The sequence below is a fragment of the Streptomyces lienomycini genome, assembly GCF_027947595.1.
Lineage (GTDB): Bacteria > Actinomycetota > Actinomycetes > Streptomycetales > Streptomycetaceae > Streptomyces > Streptomyces lienomycini.
In genome coordinates this window covers 7,207,397-7,232,241 of record NZ_CP116257.1, presented here as the reverse complement: position 1 = coordinate 7,232,241, position 24,845 = coordinate 7,207,397, and the positions used below count along the sequence as shown (strand labels likewise).

The window sequence follows — 24,845 nt, the reverse complement described above, 5'->3', positions numbered from 1 at the left end:
GACCCAGAACACGAACGAAACCGTTTCGTTTCGCTAGTCGGTGGGATACATTCGTCATGTACGAAACGGTGTCGTTCTGACGGACGCCGGAGAGAGCGGAGAGGAGTGAGCGAGATGACCGAGGTCGCCACCGCGCGCCGGAGTCGGATCACTCCCGAGCGCGAGGCCGAACTCTACGAGGCCGTGCTCGACCTGCTCCGGGAAGTCGGCTACGACGCCCTCACCATGGACGCCGTGGCTGCCCGCACCCGGTCCAGCAAGGCGACGCTCTACCGCCAGTGGGGCGGCAAGCCGGAGCTGGTCGTGAAGGCGGTCAGGCACAACAAGCCGGGTTCGATCAGTGACATCGACACCGGATCGCTCCGCGGCGACCTGCACGCCCTGCTGGTCCGCGAGGACGACTGCACCATGGAGCAGAATTCCGCGCTGATGCGCGGCCTGGCCATGGCGCTGCACCAGAACCCGGACCTGCGCCAAGCCTTCCGGGAACAGCTCATCGAACCGGAGATGGCGGAAGGCCAGAAGGTCCTGCACCGCGCCATCGACCGCGGTGAGATCAGACCGGACTGTCCGGCGCTGGACTTCGTCGTCCACATGCTGATCGGCGGATTCGCCACGCGCACGCTGCTGGACGACCAGCCGCCGACGCAGGCATTCCTCGCCTCCTACCTCGACGCCGTGGTCCTCCCCGCACTCGGCGTCTCCACCCCCTGACACGTCCCTGCACCCCCAGTGACACCTGAGCCCCACCTGACGTAACCGCTCACGTCGTCGGGCTGATCACCCCTGCCCTGAAGACCCACGACCTGACCGGGAGTACGCCCCCGTGGCCACGTTCCTCTACAAACTCGGCCGGCTCGCCTTTCGCCGACGGCATTTCGTCGCCCTGATATGGGTGGCCCTGCTGACGCTCGCGGGCGTCGGCGCGGCCAGTGCCCCGCCCGCCGGCAACTCCTCCTTCTCCATCCCCGGAACGGAGGCCCAGAAGGCCTTCGACCTGCTGGAACAGCGCTTCCCCGGAGCCGCCGCCGACGGGGCGACCGCACGCGTCGTCTTCAAGGCACCGTCCGGCGAGAAGATGACGGACGCCGACAACAAGGCGACCGTCGAGAAGACCGTCGGCGACCTCGCGGACGGTTCCGAGGTCGCCTCGGTCGCCGACCCCTACAAGGGCGACGCCGTCAGCGAGGACGGCACGATCGCCTACGCGTCGGTGAAGTACGACGCCTCCGGCATGGAGCTGGAGGAGACCACCAAGGACGCCCTGGAGGACGCCGCCCAGCAGGCGCGCGACGCCGGACTGACCGTCGAGGTCGGCGGTGACGCCCTCCAGGCCGTCCCGGAGACCGGCGCCACCGAGGTCATCGGCATCGCGGTCGCCGCCGTCGTCCTGGTCATCACCTTCGGTTCCCTGGTGTCGGCCGGACTGCCCCTGCTCACCGCCCTGATCGGCGTCGGCATCGGCGTCTCCTCGATCACCGCGCTGGCGAGCGCGCTGGAACTGGGCTCGACCACCTCGATCCTGGCCATGATGATCGGCCTCGCGGTCGGCATCGACTACGCCCTGTTCATCGTCTCCCGCTACCGCGCCGAACTCGCCGAGGGACGAGAGCGCGAGGAGGCCGCCGGACGGGCCGTCGGCACCGCGGGTTCCGCCGTCGTCTTCGCGGGCCTCACGGTCGTCATCGCCCTGGTGGGCCTCGCGGTCGTCAACATCCCGATGCTCACCAAGATGGGCATCGCCGCCGCCGGCACCGTCGCCATCGCGGTCCTGATCGCCCTGACGATGATCCCCGCGCTGCTCGGCTACGCCGGCCGCCGGGTCAAGCCCGCCGGTGCCAAGGGCAGGCTGCTGGGCCGCGCCCGCAAGAGCGGGCCGAAGCCGCAGGAGCCGGGCGCCCGGCCCAAGGACAACCTCGGCACCCGCTGGGCCCGCTTCGTCGTCCGCCGCCCCCTCGCCGTCCTCCTCCTGGGCGTCATCGGCCTCGGCGCCGCCGCCGTCCCCGCCACCTCACTGGAACTGGGCCTGCCCGACGACGGCTCCCAGCCGACGTCCACGACCCAGCGCCGCGCCTACGACCTGCTCTCCGAGGGCTTCGGCCCCGGCTTCAACGGCCCGCTGATGGTCGTGGTGGACGCGAAGGGCAGCGACGCCCCCAAGGACGCCTTCACCGACGTCGAGAAGCAGATCAAGGACCTCGACGGCGTCGTCGCGGTGACCCCGCCCGCGCCCAACAAGGGCGGCGACACCGCGACGATCACCGTGATCCCGGACTCCAAGCCGTCCTCCGTGCAGACCGAGGACCTGGTGCACGCCATCCGGGACGCGGGCGGCGACGTCAAGGCGGACACCGGCGCGGAGACGCTGGTCACCGGCTCGACGGCGATGAACATCGACGTCAGCGAGAAGCTCAACGACGCGCTGGTGCCGTACCTGGTCCTGGTCGTCGGCCTGGCCTTCCTCCTGCTCATCGTGGTCTTCCGCTCGATCCTGGTCCCGCTGAAGGCGGCCCTCGGGTTCCTGCTCTCCGTCATGGCGGCCCTCGGCGCGGTCGTCGCGGTCTTCCAGTGGGGCTGGCTGTCCGGCCTGATGGGCGTCGAGGAGACCGGTCCGGTCATGTCGATGATGCCGATCTTCATGGTCGGCGTGGTCTTCGGCCTCGCCATGGACTACGAGGTCTTCCTGGTCACCCGCATGCGGGAGGCCTTCGTCCACGGCGAGAAGGCCCACCAGGCCGTCGTCACCGGCTTCAAGCACGGCGCCCGGGTCGTCACGGCCGCGGCGGTGATCATGATGGCGGTCTTCGCGGGCTTCATCGGCTCCAGCGAGTCCATGGTCAAGATGATCGGCTTCGGTCTCGCCATCGCCGTCTTCTTCGACGCGTTCGTCGTCCGCATGGCCATCGTCCCGGCGGTCCTCGCCCTGCTCGGCAAGCGGGCCTGGTGGCTGCCGAAGTGGCTGGACCGCGCACTGCCCAACGTGGACGTCGAGGGCGAGGGACTGCGCACGGCCGGGGACGGCAAGGGCGGTTCCGGCCCGGACGAGGACAGGGAGCTGGTCCGCGCCTGACCTGCCGCCCCGGCCGCTGAGCGGAGGGCGGCACCGACCAGCCGGTGAGGGTTCCGTGGGGACGGGGCTGCCCTCACCGGCTTCTCCCTGTTCAGGGGCTCCGCAACCCGGTCGCCCGGGGCCCGCGCGGACCGCTACCGTGCCGTCCATGACGACGACCGACGACGCCTCCCAGCCCTCCGCCGCCCACCCCCGGTTCGCCGCCGCCCTGAGCGAACTCGGCCTCGGTGACCTGGCCGGACAGGCCCGGCGCTTCCCGGAGGCCACCCGCACCGCCACCGAGGCCGCCGCCGCCGTCGGGTGCGAGCTGAGCCAGATCTGCAAGTCGCTCATCTTCGCCGCCGACGGCGTGCCCGTCCTGGTCCTCATGGACGGCGCCTCCCGCGTCGACCTGGACCGGGTCCGCGAGGAACTCGGCGCGGGGAAGGTCACCCGGGCCAAGGCCGACGTCGTACGGGAGACCACCGGATACGCGATCGGCGGGGTGCCGCCCTTCGGGCACCGCAGCAGGACCCGGGTCCTCGCCGACCGGTCGCTGCTCGCCCACGAGGTCGTGTGGGCCGCCGCCGGCACCCCGTACGCCGTCTTCCCGATGGGTCCCGAGGACCTCGTCGCCACCGCCGGCGCCACCCTCGTGGACGTGCGCGAGCGCTCCGAGTGACCCCGCTGGTCACCGCCGCCGTCCTGCTCGCGGCGGTCACCCACGCCAGCTGGAACGCCATCGCCCACGGCATCACCGACAAGCTCACCGGGTTCGCGCTGATCTCCGGCGGCGGGCTGCTCATCGGGCTCGCGCTGCTGCCGTTCACGGCGTTCCCGGCGGCCGGGGCGTGGCCGTACCTGCTGGTCTCCGCCGCCATCCACATCGCCTACTACGCCCTGCTGATGCGGTCCTTCCGGCTGGGCGACTTCGGCCAGGCCTACCCGATCGCCCGCGGCAGCGCCCCGCTGCTGGTCACCGTCCTCGCCGCCGTCTTCGCCCACGAGGTGCCGGACGGCTGGGCGGCCGGCGGCATCCTGGTCTCCTGCGCGGGACTGACCGGCGTCGCCCTGTGGGGGCTGCGCGGGCGCCGGCCCGACTGGGCGGCCATCGGCGCCGCCCTGGCGACCGGCGTGACCATCGCCGCGTACACGGTCGTCGACGGCCTCGGCGTACGCGCCTCCGGATCCTCCCTCGGCTACATCGCCTGGCTGATGGCCGTACAGGGGACGGTCCTGCCCCTCTGCTTCCTGTACCGGCACCGCGCCGGATCCTGGACGCTGCTGCGGCCCCACGCCCGTCTCGGACTGCTCGGCGCGGCACTGTCCGTCGCCGCGTACGCCCTGGTCCTCTGGGCGCAGACCCGCGCCGAACTCGCGCCCATCGCCGCCCTGCGCGAGTCGTCCATCCTGGTCGGCGCCGCCATAGGGGCCGTCTTCTTCAAGGAACGGTTCGGCGCACCCAGGATCGCGGCGGCGGGCCTCCTGGTGGTCGGGATCGGGCTGATGCTGCACACGGGGTGATGCGTACCGCGGTGGTCGGGCGCACCCTGGAAGGGAATGTTCCGGAGGTGATCGTCATGACGCACACCACAGTGGGATGGCATGTCGAGCTGGAGTTCACGGAGGACGACCAGCACACGCGGGCGGTCGCGATGGTGCGGCTGCCCGACGGCAGCGAGGTCCGCGCGCACGGCCAGGCCAGCCGCCACCGGGTCGACTCCCGGCAGCCACGGGTCGGCGAGGAGGTCGCGGGGGCCCGCGCGTTGAACGAGCTGGCGATGCGGCTGCTCACCAAGGCCCACGACGAGATCGACGCGGCGTCGGGGAGGACCTCACACCCCATCCACGTCTGACACGTCTCAGCCGGTACGGGCCGCCGACGCGCGCACCGCCCGTACCAGCGCCTGCGCCCGCGGGTCCGCCGTCACGCTCCTGCGGAAGCCGTTGGTGACATAGCCGAAGGCGATCCCGGCCTCCGGGTCGGCGAAGCCGAGGGAGCCGCCGCGGCCCGGGTGGCCGAAGGAACCGGGCGACAGGAACGGCGACGCGCTGCCGTGCAGCATGTACCCGAGGCCGAACCGGGTGGCCACGACCAGGACCCGGTCGGGACCGGCGGACTCCTCGGCGCGGGCCAGCTCCATGGTCGCCGCGTCGAAGAGCCGCATGCCGCGCGTCACGCCGTCGACCTCGCCGATCAGCGCCGCGTAGAAGCGGGCCAGGGCGTCGGCCGTCGCGATGCCGTTGGCTGCGGGAAGGGCGGCGGCCCGGTACGCCGGGTCGTTCTGGTCGGGGAACGGGGTGATCGCGGCGAAGGTGCGGCGGGTGAGGGAGTCCGGGTCCGCGTACGCCTCGGTGACCGCACGCTTGGGGCGCAGCCGCGGGCCCTGCCCGGGTGCCGACGGATCGGGCTCCTCCAGGCGCCCGACGCGACCGGCCCGGCCGGCCGCCTCCTCGGCCGCGGGCAGCCCCACCCACAGGTCCAGGCCCAGCGGCCTCGCGATCTCGTCGGCGATCCACTGCCCGGCGCCCCGCCCGCCGCTCACCCGGCGGACCAGCTCGTCGAGCAGCCAGCCGTACGTCAGCGCGTGGTAGCCGTGGTCGGTGCCCGGCTCCCACACGGGCGCCTGGGCGGCGACGGCCGCGGCGCCCCGCGCCGGGTCGAGGGCCTCCTCGGGGGTGAGCGGACGGTCCAGGACCGGCAGCCCGGCCCGGTGGTTCAGCACGTGCCGGACCAGCACCCGCTCCTTGCCGTGCGCCTTGAACTCCGGCCAGTACTCGCCGACCGGCGCGTCCAGGTCCAGCTCCCCGCGCCGGTGCAGCAGCAGCGGTACGGCCGCGGCGACGCCCTTGGTCGCCGAGCGGACCACCTGGGCGGTGCCCCGGCGCCACGGCTCGGCGCCGTCCGCGTCGTCGACGTCCCTGGTCCCGCCCCACAGGTCGACGACCTTGCGCCCGTCCCGGTAGACGGCGACGGCCGCACCCCGGTCGCCGCGCACGGTGAAATTCCGTACGAACGCGTCCCTCACCGGCTCGAAGCCCTCGGCCACCGTGCCGTGCACGTCCACGCTCACCTCTGTACGCCCCTTCCGGCCCCTCGCGACAGTCGATGCAACCGCCACCGGCCGCCCACCATTCCTCACCCGCTCGCCGACACCGACCGCGGGTCGAAACCGAAGGGCAGCTCCAGGCGGTGGGCGCGCATCAGGGCGTCGTCCGACAGCAGCCGTGCCGTCGGACCGTCCGCCGCGATCACGCCGTCGCTGAGGATCAGCGCGCGGGGGCACAGCTCCAGGGCGTAGGGCAGGTCGTGGGTGACCATCAGGACCGTGACGTCCAGGGCGCGCAGGATGTCGGCGAGTTCGCGGCGGGAGGCCGGGTCCAGGTTGGAGGAGGGCTCGTCCAGGACCAGGATCTCCGGCTCCATCGCGAGCACGGTCGCCACCGCCACCCGGCGCCGCTGGCCGAAGGAGAGGTGGTGCGGGGGGCGGTCCTTGAACTCCGCCATGCCGACGAGCGTGAGCGCCCGGTCCACGCAGGCCTCCAGCTCCGCCCCCTTCACCCCGGCCGCCGCCGGTCCGAACGCCACGTCCTCGCGCACGGTCGGCATGAAGAGCTGGTCGTCGGGGTCCTGGAAGACGATGCCGACCCGGCGTCTGATCTCCGCCATGTGCGCCTTGCCGACCGGCAGTCCGGCGACCGTGACGGTACCGGTGCCGCCGGTCAGGATGCCGTTGAGGTGGAGGACGAGGGTGGTCTTGCCCGCGCCGTTCGGCCCGAGCAGCGCGACCCGCTCGCCGCGGGCGACGGAGAAGTCCACGCCGAACAGCGCCTGGTGCCCGTCGGGGTAGGCGAAGGCGAGTCCGGAGACGTCGAGGGAGGCCGGGGTGGCTGTCATAGCGTCCATCCCAGCAGACACACGACCAGCGCCGCACACGGGAGGGCCAGCGCGGACGACCACTGCGCCCGGCCCGCGGTCACCTCGTCGATCACCGGCATCGAACCGGCGTACCCGCGGCTGACCATGGCCAGGTGGACGCGTTCGCCGCGCTCGTAGGTGCGGATGAACAGCGCCCCCGCCGACTTGGCGAGCACGCCCCAGTGCCGTACGCCCTTCGCCTCGAAGCCCCGGGACTCCCGGGCGATCCGCATCCGCCGCATCTCGTCCGCGATCACGTCGCCGTAGCGGATCATGAACGACGCGATCTGGACCAGCAGCGGCGGCAGCCTCAGGCGCTGCAGGCCCAGCAGCAGCGCGCGCAGTTCGGTCGTGGACGCCAGGAGCACGGAGGCGGCGACGCCCACGGTGCCCTTGGCCAGGACGTTCCAGGCGCCCCACAGGCCGCTGACGCTCAGGGACATGCCGAGGACGTCGACCCGCTCGCCCTCCGCCACGAACGGCATGAGCACCGCGAACGCGACGAACGGCACCTCGATCAGCAGCCGCTTGAGCAGGAGGCCCGCCGGGACGCGCGCCGCGTAGGCCACCGCCGCGAGCAGCAGCGCGTACAGGCCGAAGGCCCACATCGCCTCGCGCGGCGTCGACACCACGACGACCACGAAGGCGAGCGTCGCGGCGAGTTTGGTGTGCGGCGGCAGGCCGTGCACGGGGGAGTGGCCGTGCCGGTAGAGCCGATGGGCGTGGCCGGCGCCCACGTCAGAGGGTCGTTTCCGTGCTGGTCGGCGACGCGTCGTCGGTGCGGCGTCTGCGCACCGCCCAGAAGACGGCGCTGCCCGCGACGACGGTGACGCCGACGCCGATCACTCCGGCGAGGCCGCCGGAGACGCGGGGGTCGGTGATGTCCTCGACGCCGTAGTCGGCGAGCGGGGAGTCGGCGTTCGCGTGCTCCTTCGCCTTCTCGTCGATGCCCTTGTCGGTGGCGACCTTCTCCAGGCCGTCGGGGTCGGCCGAGGCGTAGAAGCTGACGAAGCCCGCGAGGACCAGGGAGGCGACGAGGCCGGTGATCCAGACCTTGCGGTGCGAGCGGGCGGCGACGGGCGCGGGGGAGGCCGTGGTGCCGGAAGCGTCGGGGGCGTCGACCAGTTCGCCGTTCACCCGCAGCTTGAGCTTCTGCCGCAGCCCGCGCGCCCCGTACACCAGGTCGGGGCGTACGGCGATGACCGCGCCGACGGTCAGCGCGGTGATCGCCGCCTCGCCGATGCCGATCAGCACGTGCACGCCGATCATCGCGGTGGCGACCTTGCCGATGGAGACGTCGGTGGTGCCGCCGATCCAGTACAGCAGCGTGAAGGCGAGGGCGGCGGCCGGGACGGAGACCAGCGCGGCGACGAAGGAGGCGACGGTGACCGAGCGGCGGGTGCGCGGCAGGACCTTCACCAGGCCCCGGAAGAGGGCGTAGGCGACGACCGTGGTGACGATCGCCATGTCGGTGATGTTGACGCCGAGCGCGGTCAGACCGCCGTCGGCGAAGAGGATGCCCTGCATGAGCAGGACGACGGAGACACACAGGACCCCGGTGAAGGGCCCCACGAGGATGGCGGCCAGGGCACCGCCCAGCAGATGCCCGCTGGTCCCGGCCGCGACCGGGAAGTTCAGCATCTGCACCGCGAAGACGAACGCCGCGACCAGACCCGCCAGGGGCGCGGTCCGCTCTCCCCCACTCTCGGCTGCGCTCGAGCGGGAGGTGCCCCCCAGCTCACGGCGCGCGCCGCGCAGGCTGACCGCGATGGCGCCGGCGGCGACGACTCCGGCCACGGCGGAGGTCGGGGCGTTGATGAATCCGTCAGGTACATGCACGGTTCGATGATAGAGACCAGTTGCAACTCGTTCGCAAGAGCGAGGTAAAGGCTGAGAGGTATACGCCGATCTCACATGTGGTATTCGCCTCGCGGGGCGTGAGCCGGGAAATATGGGACATTGGAGTGGGGGTGGACGCAGCGGTTCCGCGAAGGTGGCAGAGCGTAAGGGGCGATCCGATGTCCGTAGTCGAGCAGTACGCGCGGGCCCACATCCTGACGGACGCGGACCTCCCCGACCAGGACGGCGGCGGAGCGATACCCGTCGTCCTGCGCTACGACCCCGACCACGACCCGCGGTCGGTGTGTGTCGCCCTCCCCGGACCGGGCGGTGGCGCGGACTCCCGCTCCCGGTCCCGCGAGTGGACCTTCTCGCGGGAGCTGCTGGAACAGGGGCTGCGCGCGCCCGCCGGAAGCGGCGAGGTGCGGGTGTGGCCGTGCGGGCGGGTGCAGGCCGTCGTCGAGTTCCACTCCCCGCAGGGCTGCTCGGTGGTCCAGTTCGAGACCAAGGCGCTCATCCGCTTCCTGCGCCGCACCTACCGGGCGGCCGCACAGCCGGTGGCCCACTGAGCCACCGGCCGCCCGTACGGGAGGGTCAGCCGGCCGCCTTCAGCAGCGCCGCGACGATCGGGCCCGCGGTGTCTCCGCCGTGCCCGCCCTGCTGCACCACGCCCGCCGCGGCCAGGTCGCCCCGGTAGGCCGTGAACCAGCCGTTGGGCTTCTCCTGGCCGTCGACCTCCGCCGAGCCGGTCTTGGCGCCGACGTCACCGCTCACCCCGGCCATCGCCTCCGCGGCGGTGCCGTACGCCGCCGTGTAGGACATCAGCTCGCGCAGCGCACCGAGCGTCTCGCCGGACATCGTGCGGGAGGCCGTGGCCAGCGCCCGCCCGTCGACCGACGGGGCGACCAGGTACGGCTGGTGGAAGCTGCCCGACCTCACGGTCGCCGACACGGACGCCATGTTCAGCGGGTTCATCCGCACGCCGCCCTGGCCGATGAGGGAGGCGCCCATCTGCGCCTTGCTCTGCACCGGAACCCGGCCGTCGAAGGTGGGCACGCCGACCGTCCAGTTGTTCATCGACAGGCCGAACACCTGCTTCGCCTGCCTGGTCAGGTCGTCGTCCTTCAGCTTCGGGGCCTGGCTGATGAAGGCGGTGTTGCAGGAGCGGGCGAAACTCGCCTTGAAGGTGCCGTCCTTGATCTCGAACTCGTCGTCGTTCTGGAACTTCCAGCCGCCGTAGCTGAAGTACTTCGGGCACGGGTGCTTCTCGTTCACGGACGCCAGGTCCTTCTCGAGCAGCATCGAGGCGGTGACGACCTTCATGGTGGAGCCGGGGGCGAGTGAGCCGAGGAAGGCCGTGTTGAAGCCGTGCCCGCCGTTGGCGACCGCGAGGACCTCGCCCGTGGAGGCGCGCAGCAGTACCACCGACGCCCCCTTCCTGCCGTCCACCTGCTTCTCGGCGGCGGCCTGGAGGGCGGGGTCGAGCGTGGTCCTCAGCGTGCCGGGCGTGCCCTTGCTCAGCTCCAGCAGCGTCTTGTCGGCGACTTCGCCGGCGCCGGACTCCTTGGAACCCTTGCCGTCCTTGCCGTCACCGGCCGACTCGCCGCGCACCGCGCGCAGTTCGACGCCGGGGGTGCCGCCGGACTTCTTGCCGTACTTGTCGCGCAGCCCGTCCAGAACGGTGCCGAGGGACGGGTACTTCGCGGCGGTGATCTCCCCGCCGTTCCGGTCCAGCGCCTTGACCGGCGGATCCCCGGCCTTCCCGGTGACCAGCTTGTCCCCGTCCCGCAACTCCGGGTGCACGACGGCGGCGTGCCAGTCGACGCGGGGCTCGCCGTCGCCGTCCCGGCGGACGACGGTCAGCGCGCTGTCGTACGCCAGCGGCGCGGTCGCCTTCTCGTAGGCGACGGTGGCCTTGACGGAGAAGGGGACCTTCTCCCCGGCCGGGGTGCCCGCGGTGAAGGTGGCGTCCTGGACGCGGGCGTCCTTGGTGTAGCCGGTGAGCAGGGCCTTCGCGGCCTCGGCGTCGTCGGTCGCGGCGGCGGCACCGGCCACGTCGCCCTGCTGCCAGGCGGTCAGGAACCGCTGGGCGGTGGAGGTGACCTCGGCCGCCGTCAGCGGGCCCGACTTCACCTTCTCCGCGGCCGCCGCGGACTTCGTGCGCGCGTTGTCGTCGCCGGTCTCGCCGCCGCCGTACATCGCGTAGGCACCGAACCCGGCACCGGCCACGACCACCGCGGCCACGCTGCCGATCACGGCGGGTCTCGTCCTGCGCCGCTCGGCGGCGGCCCTTCTGCTGCCCACGGTGTCCCGTTCCTCGGTGCCTTCCAGTGCCGGACGCGGTGCGCGACGGCGACCGCAACGGCGACCACAGTAAGGGCATCCGCGGCCGCCGGTCTGCGTCAGCCGCCGACTCGTAGCACGTCTGCGACGATCGGGCCGGCCGCGTCGCCGCCGTGGCCGCCCCCCTCGACCATGGACGCCGCCGCGATGTCGTTGCGGAAGCCGGTGAACCAACTGTCGGAGACCGCCTCCCCGTCGACCTCGGCCGAGCCGGTCTTGGCGCCGATGTCGCCGCCGAGTCCGGACATGGGGGCCGTGGCGGTGCCCTGGGTGGCGGTGAGCCGCATCATCTGCTTGAGCTGGGTGACGGTGCCCTGCGGCAGCCCCTTGGCGGTGGCGGGCTCCCGGCCGTCCAGGTCGAAGGGGACCAGGTAGGGCTGGCGGAACTCGCCGGTGACGGCGGTCGCGGTCACCGAGGCCATGTTCAGCGGGTTCATCTGGACCTGGCCCTGCCCGATCGCGTTGGCCGCGCGGTCCGGACCGCCGGAGGCGGGGACACGGCCGTCGAAGGAGACGATGCCGGTCTGCCAGTTGTCCTGCCCGAGCCCGAAGCGCTCCTCGGCCTCCTGGGTCAGCGAGGAGTCGGTGAGCGGCTTCTCGTCGATGAGCTTGATGAAGCCGGTGTTGCAGGAGCGCATGAAGGTGTTGGCCAGGGTGGCGCCCGGGTCGGGCTTCATGCCGGTGAGGTTCTTGAAGGTCTGGCTCTGCCAGGTCGCCGTGTCCGGGCAGGGGGCCGGGCCGCTCATCGAGGTCACGCCGTTGTCGATGAGCATGGCCGCGGTGATGATCTTCATGGTGGAGCCGGGGGCGACCCGCCCCTGGAAGGCGGCGTTGAATCCGTCCCGGCGGTTGTTCGCCACGGCCAGCACTTCACCGGTGCTGGGCTTCACGGCGACCACGGAGGACTCGCCGTAGCGCTTCACCGCCTTCTCGGCCGCCGCCTGCACGCTCGCGCTGAGCGTCGTCCTCAGCTTCCCGGGCTCGCCCTCGGTCAGCGTGAGCAGCGGGGTGTCGGGCGCGTTCGCGACCGTGTGCCGGACCGCCAGCTCGACGCCGGGGGTGCCGCCCGCCGTGGAGCCGTACCGTTCCCGCAGCGTGGCGAGGACCGGCCCGAGGGAGGGGTACTTCTCCTTCGTGAGGACGGCACCGTCCCGCCCCACGGCCTGGATCTGCGGGGTCGCCGACTCCTCGGTGACCAGGGTGTCCCCGGCCTTCAGGTCCGGGTGGACGACGGACGGCGCCCAGTCCACCAGCGCGCGCCCGCTGGTCTCCCCGCGGACCACGGTGAGCGTGCTCTTGTAGCTGAGCGGCTTGGTCGTCCCCTCGTACGACACCTTCGCCTTCACGGTGAACGGCACGGAGGTGCCGGTCGCCGTGCCCGGCGTGATCTCGACGCCGGTGATGTGCGCGTCATCGCCGTAGGCGGTCAGCAGCGTCGTGGCGACGGAGGCGTTGTTCGTGTAGCCCGCGGCGGTCGTCGCGTCGCCCTTCTCCCAGGCCGTGAAGAACTTCTCGCTGGTCTCCGCGACCTCGTCCTTGTCCGGCGGCCCGCTCTTGGCCTCCGACCCGGAGGACCCGCCGCCCCCGTCCAGCGCCGACACCACGTTGTAGGCGCCGTACCCGGCACCGCCCACCATCACGGCGAACACCCCGCCTATGACGGCGACCTTCACCCCCCTGCCCATCGGCAGTCCCCTCCCCGTCAGACCTTCCGCCCGCCTTCTTGAACGCGTTCAGAAGTAGTTGTACGTGCACTCTATGCGCAGGGGGTGACAGGCGGTACGACTGTTTCCGATTGGTGGCCTAAAGGAGACCGGGGGGTGCGATGCGGAGACCACCTCGACGCGACCGAACTACTGGCCTTTCAAGCCCGTGACGAACGACGTGAATGCGTCGGCGCTCACGGTGAGGCCATGATGACCTGAAGCTTTCGAGTCGCGTATGTTCACGTGTGCGGCGTCGTGGGCTACTTCGACGCATTCGTTGTTCGCTGCGCTGTAACTGCTCTTGTGCCAGCGTGCCGTTATGAGGTAGGGCGTGGGCTGCCTCTCGTTCACGGAGTGAACTCCCGTCGGGCTGCGGCCAGCAGGTCGAGGCTGGTCGAGGTGTCGGCTGCTTGCGATCGCAGGTAGTCAAACATGATTTTGTAGTTGTGGACATCGGTGGGTTCGTCGAGATACAGACCCCGTCTGTGCAGTTCCAGGTAGACCACGTTCATGCTGCTCAGCGGATCGCGTTCGTCGTCGCGGCCCAAGAGCAGGAAGTGGCCCCCTGAGCCGGCTGCATGCGCGCCCGCCGAGAATCGAAGAATCTGGATGTCCACGTTGGGGCGGTCCGCCATGGCGATCAGATGGTCGATCTGCTCACTCATCACAGCCGCGCCGCCGACATGCCGCCTGAGGACGGCATCGTCGAGTACCACCCACAGGTGAAGCGCCGGACTGCGCTCCAGAATCGCCTGCCGCCTGATGCGCGCGTCCACTTTGCTCGCGATCACCTGGGCCTCGGTGCGCACTCCCTGAGCCTCGTGCAGGGCCAGCGCGTAGCGCGGAGTCTGCAACAGCCCTGGTACCAGCGCGTTGGCGAAGACGTGCTCGTACTCGGCAACATCCTCGAAGGACATCAGCGGGTCCATGACTTCGGGTACGGCCGGATGCTCCATCCACCAGCCGTTCTCCTGATTGCGGACCAAGTCGACCAGGGTCTCGAGTTCATCCGCCGTGGCACCGCAGGAGTCTGCAATCGCCTTCACCGTGGGGATCCTGAGCCTGGCCCGGTCCTGCCAGGTCTCGTATCGATTGACCGTCCCGACGGAGACCCCCGCACGCTTCGCCACTTCGGACTGCGTCAGTTGGGCGCCGGTGCGGAGCGCCTTGAGCCCACGGGCGATCTGCATCCGTCCTGCGGGACCCGCTGATCCCCGCGAGGTCGCCATCTCGTCTCCTACTCGGTCTTCGACATCTCCGCTCCCCTGTAGGAGAGCGCGGTCAGGGAGAGCGTACGTAGCCCGCGAGCGGCTGGTGCTGACCTCTTCAAGTTCACCCTGTCGAGGGATCATTGGGTGATTGAGTGTCGACCATTGAATTTCAATGGCATCGTCCTTGGCAAGCGCAACGAGTGCCGCCAGGGGCGGCCCCATGAGCGGCACTCCTTGTGTGCGCATCAGCTCTTACCGGCTCAACCCCTTCAGGGAGTCACCGTGCGACGACTGATCTCACAACTCGCCGACTGGCTGAGCTCGTTTCGCAGGCCCCCCGCCTGGCAACAGCCGCCTGTGCTCCACAGGCCGTCCTCGGCGTACGAGCACGCACCGCAGCCGTCATGGCCTGCCCACACCGTTCGCTGCTGGAACGAGCCCATCGACGGCACCGGCACACGCCTGGTCCGCCCCTACCTCACTGCCTACGAACGCGACGAGAAGGCCCGAATCCAGCGGCTGCGTCGCGACATCCTGTGGTGCGCCACGTACGGCGTCGACCTGGACTCTCGTGACATCCACGCCTACCCGGCGGCGACATCGTGAGCGGCGGGACGGGCAGCGTACGGATCCTGCCGTGCTCCGACACTCAAGGCCGTACCGCCCTGCTCCTCACGGACGGAAACGGGCCGGTCTCCCGGCTCGCCGACCGTATGGAAGCGGTGCAACTCGGCTTGGGCGAACGGCTGCTCGGCCGAGTACGGGAAACGCTGAAGGAGCAGCCGTCGGAGGACGGAGAACTCCACCTCCTGACCGACCAGTTGGCGGACGCACTCTCGGACGCCCTGCTCATCGCCGAGTCCCGGGGCTTACGCCTCAGGGAAGCGGGCCCGTGCCCGGTGCACGAAACCCCACCGGCACTCCGCGCGTACGGCATGCTCACGCTCCCCGGCAGGGACCTCGCCTCCGCCCGTACCGCACGGCACTACGTCCGTGACACGTGCCGGTCGTGGAGTCTGCCGGCGGGCACGACGGACGATCTCGTGGCCATCACGGGCGAACTGGTGGCCAACGCCCTGGAGCACACGGACAGTCCGACTGTGGCGATCACTTGCGCCCTCACCACTGGCACCGCCACGGTGGGCGTGACCGACGACGGTCGCAGTGGCGGTACGCCGGTGGCCTCCCCGTCGGCGGGTGGATCCGAGGCGGAGTGCGAGGGCGGGCGAGGCCTGCTGATCACCGACGCGCTGGCCACCCGTTGGGGAACACGACGAAGCGGCGGAGGGCTGACGGTCTGGGCCGAGGTCGCCATCGAGGCCACGTCGTAGCGGTGTCCTCCGCAGCCGGGTGACAGGATCCTGCTCAGGTCCTCCTTCAGGGCGTGCCGTCTCACCCGCGAGGCGGACACGGTCCGCCGCAGCGGACGAAGCGCGGCCAGCAGGTCCAGGGCCAGCATGGACGCCATGACGACAGCGACCGCTCCTCTCCCCGCCCTCGGACCGGCCCCCGCCCCCGCGCCCGTCTGGGCTCGCCGCGCCGCCCACGCCGTCGCGCTGTGCGCCGTCCCGTCCGGCCTGTGGCGCATCGCCATGGCGGCCGGTGTCCCCGTGGGCTACAGCGAGCAGGTGCTGCGCGACGTCTACGACATCCCGGGCTGGGGCATCGCCTACGTCGTCGGTCTCTCCGTCCTCGCCGAACTGGCCGCGCTCTTCCCGCTGCTGCTCGTCAGCGACCGGTGGCGGCCGCTGCGCCCCGGGGTCCTCGCCCCGCTGGCGTGGACCGCCTCGGGTGTCCTGGTCCTGGTGGCACTGTGGCAACTCGTGGTCGCCTTCACCGCCGAAAGCCAGACGTACCTGTCGAGCGGCACGGCACAGACCGTCTGGGCACTCGCCTTTGCCCCGCTGTTCGCCATCCCCGCGCTGATGAGTGCGGTTACCTGGTCCTACGCGAAGCGGCATCGGTCGCGTGGACACGAGGGGTGACGCGAGTCCCGCCATGTCCTCGCGACGTGACCGCACGGCGGGACCCACATGTCCCCGCCGGTCCGCCGGAAACGCCGTGGGGCGACGGCGGACTTCAGAGGCCAGTAGTCGCGGCCATGCCCTCCGTCGCCACCTGGCGCAGCGCACGGTCCGTGATCCAGCTGTTCTTTCCGCCGGTCAGACGCGCCACGGCGCGGCCCACCCATTCTGTGTCGCCGAGGAGAGGGAAGCTGTCCTCGGCGATGAGCTGCCGCAGCAGACTCTCCAGCCGGAGGGCGTCCACCACACGGTAGGGGCGCTCGTGCTGGTCGAAGCGGAGCTGCTGCTGGTCCTTGTACAGGTGGCAGCGTCAGGTGCATTCGGCCGCCGGCCCGCCGGGCGATCATCCCCTTTAGAGGCCATCTCATTTGGTGTCGAGGGCACCTGAAACAAGCAGGGCAAGTTTGTGCAAGCGCTGGTAGTACTGATGGCCTGATGGGTCGCTGATCTGCGGAATCACTCGGCCCAGGTTTTCGACACAGGTTTGGAGGATGCGCCTACGTTGGGGATCGAGGGTGCCGCCGTTGTTGATCCACGTGGAGGCGCATCCTGCGGTGTCCGCATCGAGCAGCACCATGTCAATGTCTTCGACCTCGACGCCTCGTAGGTTGGCGGGGAACTCGGCATCGTGGTGTTCCTGCCAGAGAAGGGCTGCGTTCTGGATCTGCTCGGATCTGATCATCTGGCCATACTCCTGCATGAGGCATTGTCTGCGGCGTGTGTTCAGGAGCTCATGCGGCGGTAGCAGATGAGGGTGCAGGCGATGCTCGTGAAGGCGAGGGAGTGCTCGGCCTTGCGCTCATAACGGCGGTGGAGTCGTCGGCAGCCGGCGAGTCATGCCATGGTCCGTTCGATGGTCAAAACGGTGTCGCCCAAGTCCCGGTGAGGTCTCGACGCCCTTGCGTGCGATGCGGGGTCGGATGCCGCGCTGGGGCAGCCATTTCCGCAGCTGGCGATAGTCTTAGCCCTTGTCGGCGTGGAGCTTGCTGGGCTTACGTCGACGAGGACCTCGGCGGGACCGGATGGGCGGTATGCCCTTCACGAGCAGGACCAGGGCCTGGCTGTCGTGCACGTTGGCGCCGGAGACATGGGGGCACGGTGTGCCGCCGTGCCTCCATGACGGATCTGCCCAGCTAGACCCACGTATCCAGCCACATCCGCGATCTCCACTCCTCCATCGGGATCGCCGTGCCCGTGTACAGGGGCCAGAAGTAGATGAAGTTCCACGCGATGAGGAGCACCAGGACGCCCGCTCCCGTCGCGCCCGCGACGCGGCGGGTGTCCGTGCAGCCCGGGCGGCCGATGATCGCCCCGAGGAGCATCGCCACCGCGAGGCAGAGGAACGGGACGAAGACGACGGCGTAGAAGATGAAGATCGTGCGCTCCTGGTACAGGAACCAGGGGAGGTAGCCGGCCGCGACGCCGCAGGCGATGGCGCCCGCGCGCCAGTCGCGGCGGAAGAACCAGCGCCACAGGACGTACAGCAGGGCGAAGCAGCCCACCCACCAGAGGAGAGGGGTGCCCAGCGCCAGTACCTCGCGGGCGCACTTCTCGCCCGCGTCGACCGGGCAGCCGTCCGAGCCCGCCGACGGGGACTCGTAGAAGTAGGAGACCGGGCGGCCCAGGACGATCCAGCTCCACGGGTTGGACTGGTACGTGTGCGGCGAAGTGAGGTGGGTGTGGAATTCGAGGACCTGGGTCTCGTAGTGCCACAGGCTGCGCCACCAGTCGGGGAAGAGCCACGACCAGGAGCTGTTCGCGCCGTCCTTCACCGCCCAGTCGCGGTAGTAGCCGCCGGTGCCGTCCGAGGGGGAGAGGATCCAGCCCAGCCAGGACAGGACGTACGTCGCCAGCGCCACCGGGACCGTCGAGAGGAAGGCCCAGCCCAGGTCGTACCGCAGCACCGCGAGGTAGGGGCGGCGGGCGCCCGCGACGCGGCGGGAGCCGACGTCCCACAGGACGGCCATCACACAGAAGGCCGCCATGATGTAGAGGCCGTTCCACTTGGTGGCCGCCGCCAGTCCCAGCATCAGGCCCGCCGCCAGACGCCAGGGGCGCCACCCGAGGCGCAGGGTCCCCGCCACGTGCGCGTCCGGGCGGGCGCGGCCGTCCTCGTCCACCGGGAGCGCGGCGGCGAGCCGGGCCCGCGCTCTGTCGCGGTCGACGACCAGGCAGCCGAACGCGGCCAGCACGAAGAACATCAGCACGCTGTCCAGCAGCGCGGTGCGGCTCATCACGAAGTGCAGGCCGTCCAGGGCCATCAGCGCGCCCGCCAGGCACCCCAGGAACGTGGAGCGGAACAGCCGGCGGCCGATCCGGCACAGCAGCAGCACCGACAGCGTGCCGAGCAGCGCCGTCATGAAGCGCCAGCCGAACGGGTCGAAGCCGAACATCTGCTCGCCCAGGCCGATGACGTACTTGCCGACCGGCGGGTGCACGACGTACGCCGCGTCGGCCGGGATCGGGACGTCGCCGCCCGAGTTCAGGATCAGGTCGTTGGCGTTCTTGTCCCAGTTGACCTCGAAACCGCGGTGGATCAGCGCCCACGCGTCCTTGGCGTAGTACGTCTCGTCGAATATCACCGCCTTCGGGCTGCCCAGGTTCCAGAACCGCAGTACGCCCGCGAGCAGCGCCACCAGCAGCGGCCCGCCCCACGCCGACCAGCGCGGGATCCGGTCGGTGAGCGGCTTCGACAGGCCCAGGAAGGCCCACAGGCGCGGGCTCGGGCTCGCGTACGGCGGCACCAGCCGGTCGCGGACGTCACCGGCCGCGGGCCCCGCCGTGTAGCCGAAGCGGCGCAGCCGCTGCTGCCAGGCGGGCCGCTCGTCGTGCGGGGCCTGGCCCTGCCGGGTGTCCGTGGAGGACGCGGTACTGGTCACCGCGCCATCGTAGGGAACCGCGCTGTGCACGTCCCGCGCATGGGCCCCACCGGTCCGGATACGTCCCCCTCGGGGGACGCCTGGGAGGATGGGTGCGTGACTGGAACCCTTGTACTGGCGGGCACCCCCATCGGCGACGTCCAGGACGCCCCGCCCCGGCTCGCCGCCGAACTGGCCGGTGCGGACGTCGTCGCCGCCGAGGACACCCGGCGGCTGCGCCGGCTCGCCCAGGCGCTCGGCGTCGCACCCGCGGGGCGTGTCGTGTCGTACTTCGAGGGCAACGAGTCCGCCCGTACGCCCGAGCTGGTGGAGGAGCTGGTCGGCGGCGCCCGGGTGCTGCTCGTCACCGACGCCGGGATGCCCTCGGTGTCCGACCCCGGCTACCGGCTGGTCGCCGCCGCCGTCGAGCGCGGCGTCCGCGTCACCGCCGTCCCCGGGCCCTCCGCCGTGCTCACCGCGCTCGCCCTGTCCGGGCTGCCCGTCGACCGGTTCTGCTTCGAGGGCTTCCTGCCCCGCAAGGCCGGCGAGCGCCTGACCCGGCTGCGCGAGGTCGCCGGGGAGCGCCGGACACTCGTGTACTTCGAGTCCACGCACCGCGTCGAGGACACCCTCGCCGCGATGGCAGAGGTCTTCGGCGCCGACCGGCGGGCCGCCGTGTGCCGGGAGCTGACCAAGACCTACGAGGAGGTCAGGCGCGGTGGCCTCGGCGAACTGGCCGAGTGGGCCGCCGACGGGGTGCGCGGCGAGATCACCGTCGTCGTCGAGGGGGCGCCGGACAAGGGACCCGAGGAGGTCGGCGCCGAGGAGCTGGTGCGCAGGGTACGGGCACGCGAGGAGGCGGGCGAGCGGCGCAAGGAAGCCATCGCCGCGGTGGCCGCCCAGGTGGGCGTGCCCAAGCGGGAGGTGTTCGACGCGGTGGTCGCGGCCAAGAACGCGGGGGCCTGACGGCCGGCCGCACCCGCTCCCCGGCCCGCCGCCTCCCGGCCGCGCCTCTCCCTTGACCCGCTCCTGACCTGTCCTTTGTCCCCCGCCGGGCCTCGCGGGCCTTGGGCCAAGGGCACCCCAAATCGACTCAAATACTCGGCCGCACCCGGTGCTTTCCCGCCCGTGGAGGAGTCCACTGGAGGAAGGAGCCGAACGAACCGAAGGAGCCGGGATGAGCATGAGCGAGAGCGGCGCGCGTACCGGAACGCGTGCCGGCGCCACCGCCGTCGTCCACGAGTCGTACTCCTTCGCCTGCATGCGCTGCGGGCACGGCTGGGAGCAGTCGTTCGAGATCGAGCACTACCGGGACGCCGACGGGACCGAGTGCGTGCGCTACGTGGCGGACGGCCGCGTCGTGCCCTCCCCACTGACCCGGCCGACGTGTCCCACCTGCGACAACCACGTCGTCCGGATCATGCGCCCGGGGCGGGTCGCCTCCGTGCGCGGGGCCTCGCACGGCGTCCACCGGGTGCCGCCCGCCGGGCCCCTGGAGGTGCCGCAGGTGCCCGAGGAGCCGGGGCCGGGAGCGCCGGGGCTCGACGCCGGGCACCGGCACTGGCACCTGTCCGACCTGCTGCACGCGCTGCACCTCCACCGCAGGGCGAGCTGACCCCTCGGGGACGCGCCGGACCCGGGACCGGCTTTCGTAGGATCGGGGCATGTCTTCGAACGCCTCGGGCCGGTCCGACAAGAACGACGCGCCCCCGCTCCCCGAGCCCCTCCGGGTGCCGGTCGCCGACTCGCACACCCACCTCGACATGCAGTCCGGCACGGTGGACGAGGCGCTCGCCAAGGCCGCGTCGGTCGGCGTCACGACCGTCGTCCAGGTCGGCTGCGACCTCGCGGGTTCCCGGTGGGCCGCCGAGACCGCCGCCGCGTACGAGGCCGTCCACGCCACCGTCGCCCTGCATCCCAACGAGGCGCCGCGCATCGTGCACGGCGACCCCGACGGGTGGTCGAGGCAGGGGGCACGGCAGCCCGGCGGCGACGCGGCGCTCGACGACGCCCTCGCGGAGATCGACCGGCTCGCGGCACTCCCGCAGGTCAAGGGCGTCGGAGAGACCGGCCTCGACCACTTCCGCACCGGCCCCGAGGGCATGGCGGCACAGGAGCGGTCCTTCCGCGCCCACATCGAGATCGCCAAGCGGCACGGCAAGACCCTCGTCATCCACGACCGCGAGGCCCACGCCGACGTCCTGCGCGTCCTCAAGGAGGAGGGCGCCCCCGAGCGCACCGTCTTCCACTGCTACTCCGGCGACGCCGAGATGGCCGAGATCTGCGCGGGCGCCGGGTACTACATGTCCTTCGCGGGCAACGTTACCTTCAAGAACGCCCAGAACCTGCGCGACGCCCTCGCCGTGGCCCCGCCCGAGCTGGTGCTGGTGGAGACCGACGCGCCGTTTTTGACCCCGGCGCCCCACCGGGGCCGGCCGAACGCGCCCTACCTCGTGCCGGTCACGGTGCGCGCCATGGCGGACGTACGGGGCGTCGACGAGGACACCCTGGCGAGCGCCCTCGCCGCGAACACGGCCCGCGCCTTCGGCTACTGACACGCTGCGTAGCCGCGTCGCTTGGGAGAGTGACGGGCACTCCGCTAGGTTCTGGGGGCCCGATCCGGACCCCTGGAGCGTGTCGGCGTGAGCACAACGCAGTTCGAGCCCTCGGCGGCGTACGGATACGCCGCCCCGTACGACGTGCACAGCGCGCCCACCCTGCCGTACGGCGACACGTACGGCGTCTCGTACGGCGACACGTACCGGCCCGCACCGCCCGTCCACGAGCCGACCGTGCCCGCCCTGCCCCGGCAGGGCCCCGCATCGCAGGCGCCGCCGGTCAGCGCGCCGGGTGACGGACGGGCGGCCGGGCGCCGGCGCCGGACGCGGGGCGCGGGGCGCGGGGACGCCCCGCTGCGCCGACTGCTCCCGCGGGCGCTGGTCGTGGCCTTCCTCGCGGGCGGCACCACCGCCTTCGTCGTCAAGGACAAGGCCGTCGAGCTGACCGTCGACGGCACCCCGCGCACGCTGCACACCTTCGCCGACGACGTCACCGAACTGCTCGCCGAGGAAGGCGTCCAGGTCGGCGCCCACGACGTGGTCGCACCCGCCCCCGGCACCCCGCTGACCACCGGCGAGGACATCACCGTCCACTACGGGCGCCCCCTGCTGCTCACCCTCGACGGCCACCGGCGCCAGGTCTGGACGACCGCCGAGACCGTGGAGGGGGCGCTGCGGCAGCTCGGCGTGCGGACGCAGGGCGCCCACCTGTCCACCGAGGGCTCCCGGCGCATCGGCCGCGAGGGCCTGGCGCTGGTCGTGCGCACCGAGCGGGTGGTGACCGTCATGGCGGACGGCCGGGCCCGCACGGTCCGCACCAACGCCGCGACCGTGGGCGAGGCCGTCGAGGAGGCCGGCGTCACCCTGCACGGCGAGGACACCACCTCCGTCCCCGCGACCGGCTTCCCGCGCGACGGACAGACCGTCACCGTCCTGCGGATCACCGGCTCCCAGGAGGTCCGCGAGGACCCGATCCCCTTCGACGTACGACGGACCGAGGACGCCTCCCTCTACCGGGGCACGGAGGAGGTCCAGCAGGCCGGCCGGCCCGGACTGCGACGCACCACCTACGCCCTGCGCACCGTCAACGGCGTCCGGCAGAAGCCGCGCCGCCTGCGCAGCGAGGTGGTGCGCGAGCCCAGCCCGCGGCTCGTACGCGTCGGCACCCGCCCGCGGCCCGTCTCCGTCCAGGGCACCGACCACCTGAACTGGCAGGCCCTGGCCGCCTGCGAGTCCGGCGGCCGCCCGGACGCGGTCGACCCGTCGGGGACGTACGGCGGGCTCTACCAGTTCGACACCGCCACCTGGCACGCCCTCGGCGGCGAGGGCCGCCCCCAGGACGCCTCGGCCGCGGAGCAGACGTACCGGGCGCAGAAGCTGTACGTACGCGGCGGCGCCGACGCCTGGCCGCACTGCGGCGCCCGGCTGCGGGGATGAGGCCGTCCCGCCCCCGGCTACCCTTGCCGGGTGAGCAGCCCCACCCCCGACGCCCTCCTGGGCCCCGCCGACGTCCGTGAACTCGCGGCAGCCCTCGGCGTACGCCCCACCAAGCAGCGCGGCCAGAACTTCGTCATCGACGCGAACACGGTCCGCCGAATCGTCCGCACCGCCGAGGTACGCCCCGACGACGTGGTGGTCGAGGTGGGACCGGGCCTCGGCTCGCTCACCCTGGCCCTGCTCGAGGCCGCCGACCGGGTCACCGCCGTCGAGATCGACGACGTACTCGCCGGCGCCCTGCCCGCCACCGTCGCCGCCCGCATGCCCGAACGCGCCGACCGGTTCGCGCTCGTGCACTCCGACGCGATGCACGTGGGCGAACTCCCGGGCCCGGCCCCGACCGCGCTGGTCGCGAACCTCCCGTACAACGTGGCGGTGCCCGTCCTCCTCCACATGCTCGAAACCTTCCCGAGCATCGAGCGCACCCTCGTCATGGTGCAGGCCGAGGTCGCCGACCGGCTCGCCGCCGGCCCCGGCTCGAAGGTGTACGGCGTCCCGTCCGTGAAGGCCAACTGGTACGCGGAGGTCCGCCGCGCCGGTTCCATCGGCCGCAACGTCTTCTGGCCCGCCCCGAACGTCGACAGCGGCCTCGTGTCACTCGTCCGGCGGACCGAACCGGTCAGGACGACCGCGTCCAGGCGCGAGGTCTTCGCCGTCGTCGACGCCGCGTTCGCCCAGCGCCGCAAGACCCTGCGGGCCGCCCTCGCCGGGTGGGCCGGGTCGGCCGCGGCCGCCGAGGCCGCCCTCGTCGGCGCGGGCGTGTCGCCGCAGGCGCGCGGAGAGGCGCTGACCGTGGAAGAGTTCGCGCGTATCGCCGAGCGTCGTACCGCCCAGCACGAGGAGTGACGAGCAAGTGAGCGTGACGGTCCGCGTCCCCGCCAAGGTCAACGTCCAGCTCGCGGTCGGCGCCGCCCGCCCCGACGGCTTCCACGACCTGGCCAACGTCTTCCTCGCCGTCTCCCTGTACGACGAGGTCACCGCCACCCCGGCCACCGACGGGCTCCGCGTCACCTGCGAGGGGCCGGACGCCGACCAGGTCCCCCTGGACCGCACCAACCTCGCGGCCCGCGCGGCCGAGGCACTGGCCGCGCGGTACGGCCGCGAACCCGCCGTCCACCTCCACATCGCCAAGGACATCCCCGTCGCCGGGGGCATGGCGGGCGGCAGCGCGGACGGTGCCGGCGCGCTGCTCGCCTGCGACGCGCTGTGGGGCACCGGCGCCTCCCGCGAGGAGCTGCTGGAGATCTGCGCCGAGCTGGGCAGCGACGTGCCGTTCAGCCTGGTCGGCGGGGCGGCACTGGGCACGGGGCGGGGGGAGCGGCTGGCGGAACTGGAGGTGGGCGGCGACTTCCACTGGGTGTTCGCACTGGCCGCGCGGGGACTGTCGACACCGGCCGTCTTCCGCGAGTTCGACCGGCTCGGCGCGGACCTGGACATCCCGGAACCGGTCGCCGACCAGGCGGTGCTCGACGCCCTCGCGAAGGGCGACGCCACCGCGCTCGCCGTGGCGCTCACCAACGACCTCCAGCCCGCCGCGCTCTCCCTCTTCCCCGAACTGTCCGACACCCTCGCGGCGGGCCGGGCGGCGGGCGCGCTGGCGGCCCTGGTCTCGGGCTCGGGCCCGACGACGGCGTTCCTCGCGACCGACGCCAAGTCCGCGTCCGACATCGCGGGCGTGCTGCGGGCGTCGGGGACCTGCCGGGACGTGCGCACGGCGGTGGGGGCGGCGGCGGGTGCGACGGTGGTCTGAGGGGCTCGGCTCGTGATGAATGCCGGTCGGCGCGTAGGTGCCCGTGGTCGCGTCACCACGGAGAGTGGCGACCCCTGCCCGCGTCGCCCCA

General features: G+C 72.0%; 26 protein-coding genes and 1 pseudogene. 15 read left to right on the top strand and 12 right to left on the bottom strand.

The annotated features are described in order from the left end of the window. Nucleotides 1–114 precede the first annotated feature (114 nt). The 5 genes from BJ961_RS32920 (at nt 115) to BJ961_RS32900 (ending at nt 4,905) form a co-directional block, all read left to right on the top strand. The gene (locus tag BJ961_RS32920) at nt 115–714 is read left to right on the top strand and encodes a TetR/AcrR family transcriptional regulator (protein ID WP_271416410.1); all 600 of its coding nucleotides are present in this window, start codon (nt 115–117) and stop codon (nt 712–714) included. 112 nt (nt 715–826) lie between these two features. Further along, on the top strand, nt 827–3,070 hold the full coding sequence (locus BJ961_RS32915) for an MMPL family transporter (protein ID WP_271416409.1): 2,244 nt from the start codon (nt 827–829) through the stop codon (nt 3,068–3,070). A gap of 148 nt (nt 3,071–3,218) precedes the next feature. Beyond that, nucleotides 3,219–3,731, top strand: coding sequence for a YbaK/EbsC family protein (locus BJ961_RS32910; RefSeq protein WP_271416408.1), 513 nt, complete (start codon nt 3,219–3,221; stop codon nt 3,729–3,731). Then, nucleotides 3,728–4,573 (top strand): DMT family transporter, encoded by an 846-nt coding sequence (locus tag BJ961_RS32905; protein ID WP_271416407.1) that lies wholly within the window; start codon nt 3,728–3,730, stop codon nt 4,571–4,573. Before BJ961_RS32910 ends, BJ961_RS32905 begins: the two co-directional genes overlap by 4 nt. A 56-nt stretch (nt 4,574–4,629) precedes the next feature. Further along, nucleotides 4,630–4,905 (top strand): DUF1876 domain-containing protein, encoded by a 276-nt coding sequence (locus BJ961_RS32900; RefSeq protein WP_271416406.1) that lies wholly within the window; start codon nt 4,630–4,632, stop codon nt 4,903–4,905. Nucleotides 4,906–4,911: 6 nt separating this feature from the next. Here BJ961_RS32900 and BJ961_RS32895 read toward each other — a convergent pair whose 3' ends face one another. The 4 genes from BJ961_RS32895 to BJ961_RS32880 form a co-directional block, all read right to left on the bottom strand. Further along, a complete protein-coding gene (locus tag BJ961_RS32895) occupies nt 4,912–6,117 on the bottom strand; it encodes a serine hydrolase domain-containing protein (protein WP_271417244.1) in 1,206 nt (401 codons plus the stop codon). Nucleotides 6,118–6,188: 71 nt separating this feature from the next. Further along, the gene (locus tag BJ961_RS32890; RefSeq protein ID WP_271416405.1) at nt 6,189–6,947 is read right to left on the bottom strand and encodes an energy-coupling factor ABC transporter ATP-binding protein; all 759 of its coding nucleotides are present in this window, start codon (nt 6,945–6,947) and stop codon (nt 6,189–6,191) included. Continuing rightward, nucleotides 6,944–7,705 (bottom strand): cobalt ECF transporter T component CbiQ, encoded by a 762-nt coding sequence (gene cbiQ / locus BJ961_RS32885; protein WP_271416404.1) that lies wholly within the window; start codon nt 7,703–7,705, stop codon nt 6,944–6,946. The genes BJ961_RS32890 and cbiQ overlap by 4 nt, the downstream gene beginning before the upstream one ends. A gap of 1 nt (nt 7,706) precedes the next feature. Further along, nucleotides 7,707–8,807 carry an energy-coupling factor ABC transporter permease gene (locus BJ961_RS32880; RefSeq protein WP_271416403.1) on the bottom strand — a complete coding sequence of 367 codons (1,101 nt, stop codon included), beginning with the start codon at nt 8,805–8,807 and terminating at the stop codon, nt 7,707–7,709. A gap of 179 nt (nt 8,808–8,986) precedes the next feature. On the opposite strand from BJ961_RS32880, the gene BJ961_RS32875 reads away from it, so the two are divergent. Continuing rightward, complete coding sequence (locus tag BJ961_RS32875; protein WP_271416402.1) at nt 8,987–9,376, top strand: SsgA family sporulation/cell division regulator; 390 nt, start codon at nt 8,987–8,989, stop codon at nt 9,374–9,376. A 25-nt stretch (nt 9,377–9,401) separates the two neighbouring features. Here the strand turns inward: BJ961_RS32875 and BJ961_RS32870 are convergent, their stop codons facing one another. The 4 genes from BJ961_RS32870 to BJ961_RS32855 form a co-directional block, all read right to left on the bottom strand. Next, complete coding sequence (locus BJ961_RS32870) at nt 9,402–11,111, bottom strand: penicillin-binding transpeptidase domain-containing protein (RefSeq protein ID WP_271416401.1); 1,710 nt, start codon at nt 11,109–11,111, stop codon at nt 9,402–9,404. A 98-nt stretch (nt 11,112–11,209) separates the two neighbouring features. Further along, a complete protein-coding gene (locus BJ961_RS32865; RefSeq protein ID WP_271416400.1) occupies nt 11,210–12,835 on the bottom strand; it encodes a penicillin-binding transpeptidase domain-containing protein in 1,626 nt (541 codons plus the stop codon). 168 nt (nt 12,836–13,003) lie between these two features. After that, on the bottom strand, nt 13,004–13,207 hold the full coding sequence (locus tag BJ961_RS32860) for a DUF397 domain-containing protein (RefSeq protein ID WP_328657803.1): 204 nt from the start codon (nt 13,205–13,207) through the stop codon (nt 13,004–13,006). Continuing rightward, nucleotides 13,204–14,046 carry a helix-turn-helix domain-containing protein gene (locus BJ961_RS32855; RefSeq protein ID WP_271416399.1) on the bottom strand — a complete coding sequence of 281 codons (843 nt, stop codon included), beginning with the start codon at nt 14,044–14,046 and terminating at the stop codon, nt 13,204–13,206. Before BJ961_RS32855 ends, BJ961_RS32860 begins: the two co-directional genes overlap by 4 nt. A 303-nt stretch (nt 14,047–14,349) precedes the next feature. Between BJ961_RS32855 and BJ961_RS32850 the strand changes: the two genes are divergently transcribed. The 3 genes from BJ961_RS32850 (at nt 14,350) to BJ961_RS32840 (ending at nt 16,052) form a co-directional block, all read left to right on the top strand. Continuing rightward, nucleotides 14,350–14,673, top strand: coding sequence for a hypothetical protein (locus tag BJ961_RS32850; protein WP_271416398.1), 324 nt, complete (start codon nt 14,350–14,352; stop codon nt 14,671–14,673). Between the two features lie 116 nt (nt 14,674–14,789). Beyond that, a complete protein-coding gene (locus BJ961_RS32845) occupies nt 14,790–15,398 on the top strand; it encodes an ATP-binding protein (RefSeq protein WP_271416397.1) in 609 nt (202 codons plus the stop codon). 126 nt (nt 15,399–15,524) lie between these two features. Continuing rightward, a complete protein-coding gene (locus tag BJ961_RS32840; RefSeq protein ID WP_333782096.1) occupies nt 15,525–16,052 on the top strand; it encodes a hypothetical protein in 528 nt (175 codons plus the stop codon). A gap of 94 nt (nt 16,053–16,146) precedes the next feature. Here the strand turns inward: BJ961_RS32840 and BJ961_RS36090 are convergent, their stop codons facing one another. The 4 genes and pseudogenes from BJ961_RS36090 to BJ961_RS32820 all read right to left on the bottom strand — a co-directional run bounded on the left by BJ961_RS36090 (nt 16,147) and on the right by BJ961_RS32820 (nt 18,970). Continuing rightward, nucleotides 16,147–16,335, bottom strand: coding sequence for a hypothetical protein (locus tag BJ961_RS36090; protein ID WP_328657798.1), 189 nt, complete (start codon nt 16,333–16,335; stop codon nt 16,147–16,149). A 120-nt stretch (nt 16,336–16,455) separates the two neighbouring features. Then, complete coding sequence (locus BJ961_RS32830) at nt 16,456–16,773, bottom strand: hypothetical protein (RefSeq protein ID WP_271416395.1); 318 nt, start codon at nt 16,771–16,773, stop codon at nt 16,456–16,458. A 41-nt stretch (nt 16,774–16,814) separates the two neighbouring features. Next, a pseudogene (locus BJ961_RS32825) lies at nt 16,815–17,178 on the bottom strand (transposase); the annotation flags it as partial. 46 nt (nt 17,179–17,224) lie between these two features. Beyond that, nucleotides 17,225–18,970: a dolichyl-phosphate-mannose--protein mannosyltransferase gene (locus BJ961_RS32820; protein ID WP_271416394.1), complete on the bottom strand. Its 1,746-nt coding sequence runs from the start codon at nt 18,968–18,970 to the stop codon at nt 17,225–17,227. Nucleotides 18,971–19,066: 96 nt separating this feature from the next. On the opposite strand from BJ961_RS32820, the gene rsmI reads away from it, so the two are divergent. The 6 genes from rsmI (at nt 19,067) to BJ961_RS32790 (ending at nt 24,754) form a co-directional block, all read left to right on the top strand. Continuing rightward, entirely contained in the window at nt 19,067–19,915 is an 849-nt protein-coding gene (rsmI, locus tag BJ961_RS32815) for a 16S rRNA (cytidine(1402)-2'-O)-methyltransferase (RefSeq protein WP_271416393.1), read from the top strand. A 211-nt stretch (nt 19,916–20,126) separates the two neighbouring features. Beyond that, the gene (locus BJ961_RS32810; RefSeq protein ID WP_271416392.1) at nt 20,127–20,564 is read left to right on the top strand and encodes a hypothetical protein; all 438 of its coding nucleotides are present in this window, start codon (nt 20,127–20,129) and stop codon (nt 20,562–20,564) included. Between the two features lie 49 nt (nt 20,565–20,613). After that, complete coding sequence (locus tag BJ961_RS32805) at nt 20,614–21,504, top strand: TatD family hydrolase (RefSeq protein WP_271416391.1); 891 nt, start codon at nt 20,614–20,616, stop codon at nt 21,502–21,504. A gap of 87 nt (nt 21,505–21,591) precedes the next feature. Next, entirely contained in the window at nt 21,592–22,944 is a 1,353-nt protein-coding gene (locus BJ961_RS32800; RefSeq protein ID WP_271416390.1) for a resuscitation-promoting factor, read from the top strand. A 30-nt stretch (nt 22,945–22,974) separates the two neighbouring features. Further along, the gene (rsmA, locus tag BJ961_RS32795) at nt 22,975–23,850 is read left to right on the top strand and encodes a 16S rRNA (adenine(1518)-N(6)/adenine(1519)-N(6))-dimethyltransferase RsmA (protein ID WP_271416389.1); all 876 of its coding nucleotides are present in this window, start codon (nt 22,975–22,977) and stop codon (nt 23,848–23,850) included. A gap of 7 nt (nt 23,851–23,857) precedes the next feature. After that, nucleotides 23,858–24,754 (top strand): 4-(cytidine 5'-diphospho)-2-C-methyl-D-erythritol kinase, encoded by an 897-nt coding sequence (locus tag BJ961_RS32790; RefSeq protein ID WP_271416388.1) that lies wholly within the window; start codon nt 23,858–23,860, stop codon nt 24,752–24,754. Nucleotides 24,755–24,845 lie beyond the last annotated feature (91 nt).

What these genes read in the sequence shown, in the direction of transcription:
- BJ961_RS32920 (WP_271416410.1), top strand. Translation starts at nt 115, where the DNA reads ATGACCGAGGTCGCCACCGCGCGCCGGAGTCGGATCACTCCCGAGCGC.
- BJ961_RS32910 (WP_271416408.1), top strand. Translation starts at nt 3,219, where the DNA reads ATGACGACGACCGACGACGCCTCCCAGCCCTCCGCCGCCCACCCCCGG.
- BJ961_RS32900 (WP_271416406.1), top strand. Translation starts at nt 4,630, where the DNA reads ATGACGCACACCACAGTGGGATGGCATGTCGAGCTGGAGTTCACGGAG.
- BJ961_RS32890 (WP_271416405.1), bottom strand. Translation starts at nt 6,947, where the DNA reads ATGACAGCCACCCCGGCCTCCCTCGACGTCTCCGGACTCGCCTTCGCC.
- BJ961_RS32875 (WP_271416402.1), top strand. Translation starts at nt 8,987, where the DNA reads ATGTCCGTAGTCGAGCAGTACGCGCGGGCCCACATCCTGACGGACGCG.
- BJ961_RS32865 (WP_271416400.1), bottom strand. Translation starts at nt 12,835, where the DNA reads ATGGGCAGGGGGGTGAAGGTCGCCGTCATAGGCGGGGTGTTCGCCGTG.
- BJ961_RS32855 (WP_271416399.1), bottom strand. Translation starts at nt 14,046, where the DNA reads ATGCAGATCGCCCGTGGGCTCAAGGCGCTCCGCACCGGCGCCCAACTG.
- BJ961_RS32840 (WP_333782096.1), top strand. Translation starts at nt 15,525, where the DNA reads ATGGACGCCATGACGACAGCGACCGCTCCTCTCCCCGCCCTCGGACCG.
- BJ961_RS32830 (WP_271416395.1), bottom strand. Translation starts at nt 16,773, where the DNA reads ATGATCAGATCCGAGCAGATCCAGAACGCAGCCCTTCTCTGGCAGGAA.
- BJ961_RS32810 (WP_271416392.1), top strand. Translation starts at nt 20,127, where the DNA reads ATGAGCATGAGCGAGAGCGGCGCGCGTACCGGAACGCGTGCCGGCGCC.
- BJ961_RS32805 (WP_271416391.1), top strand. Translation starts at nt 20,614, where the DNA reads ATGTCTTCGAACGCCTCGGGCCGGTCCGACAAGAACGACGCGCCCCCG.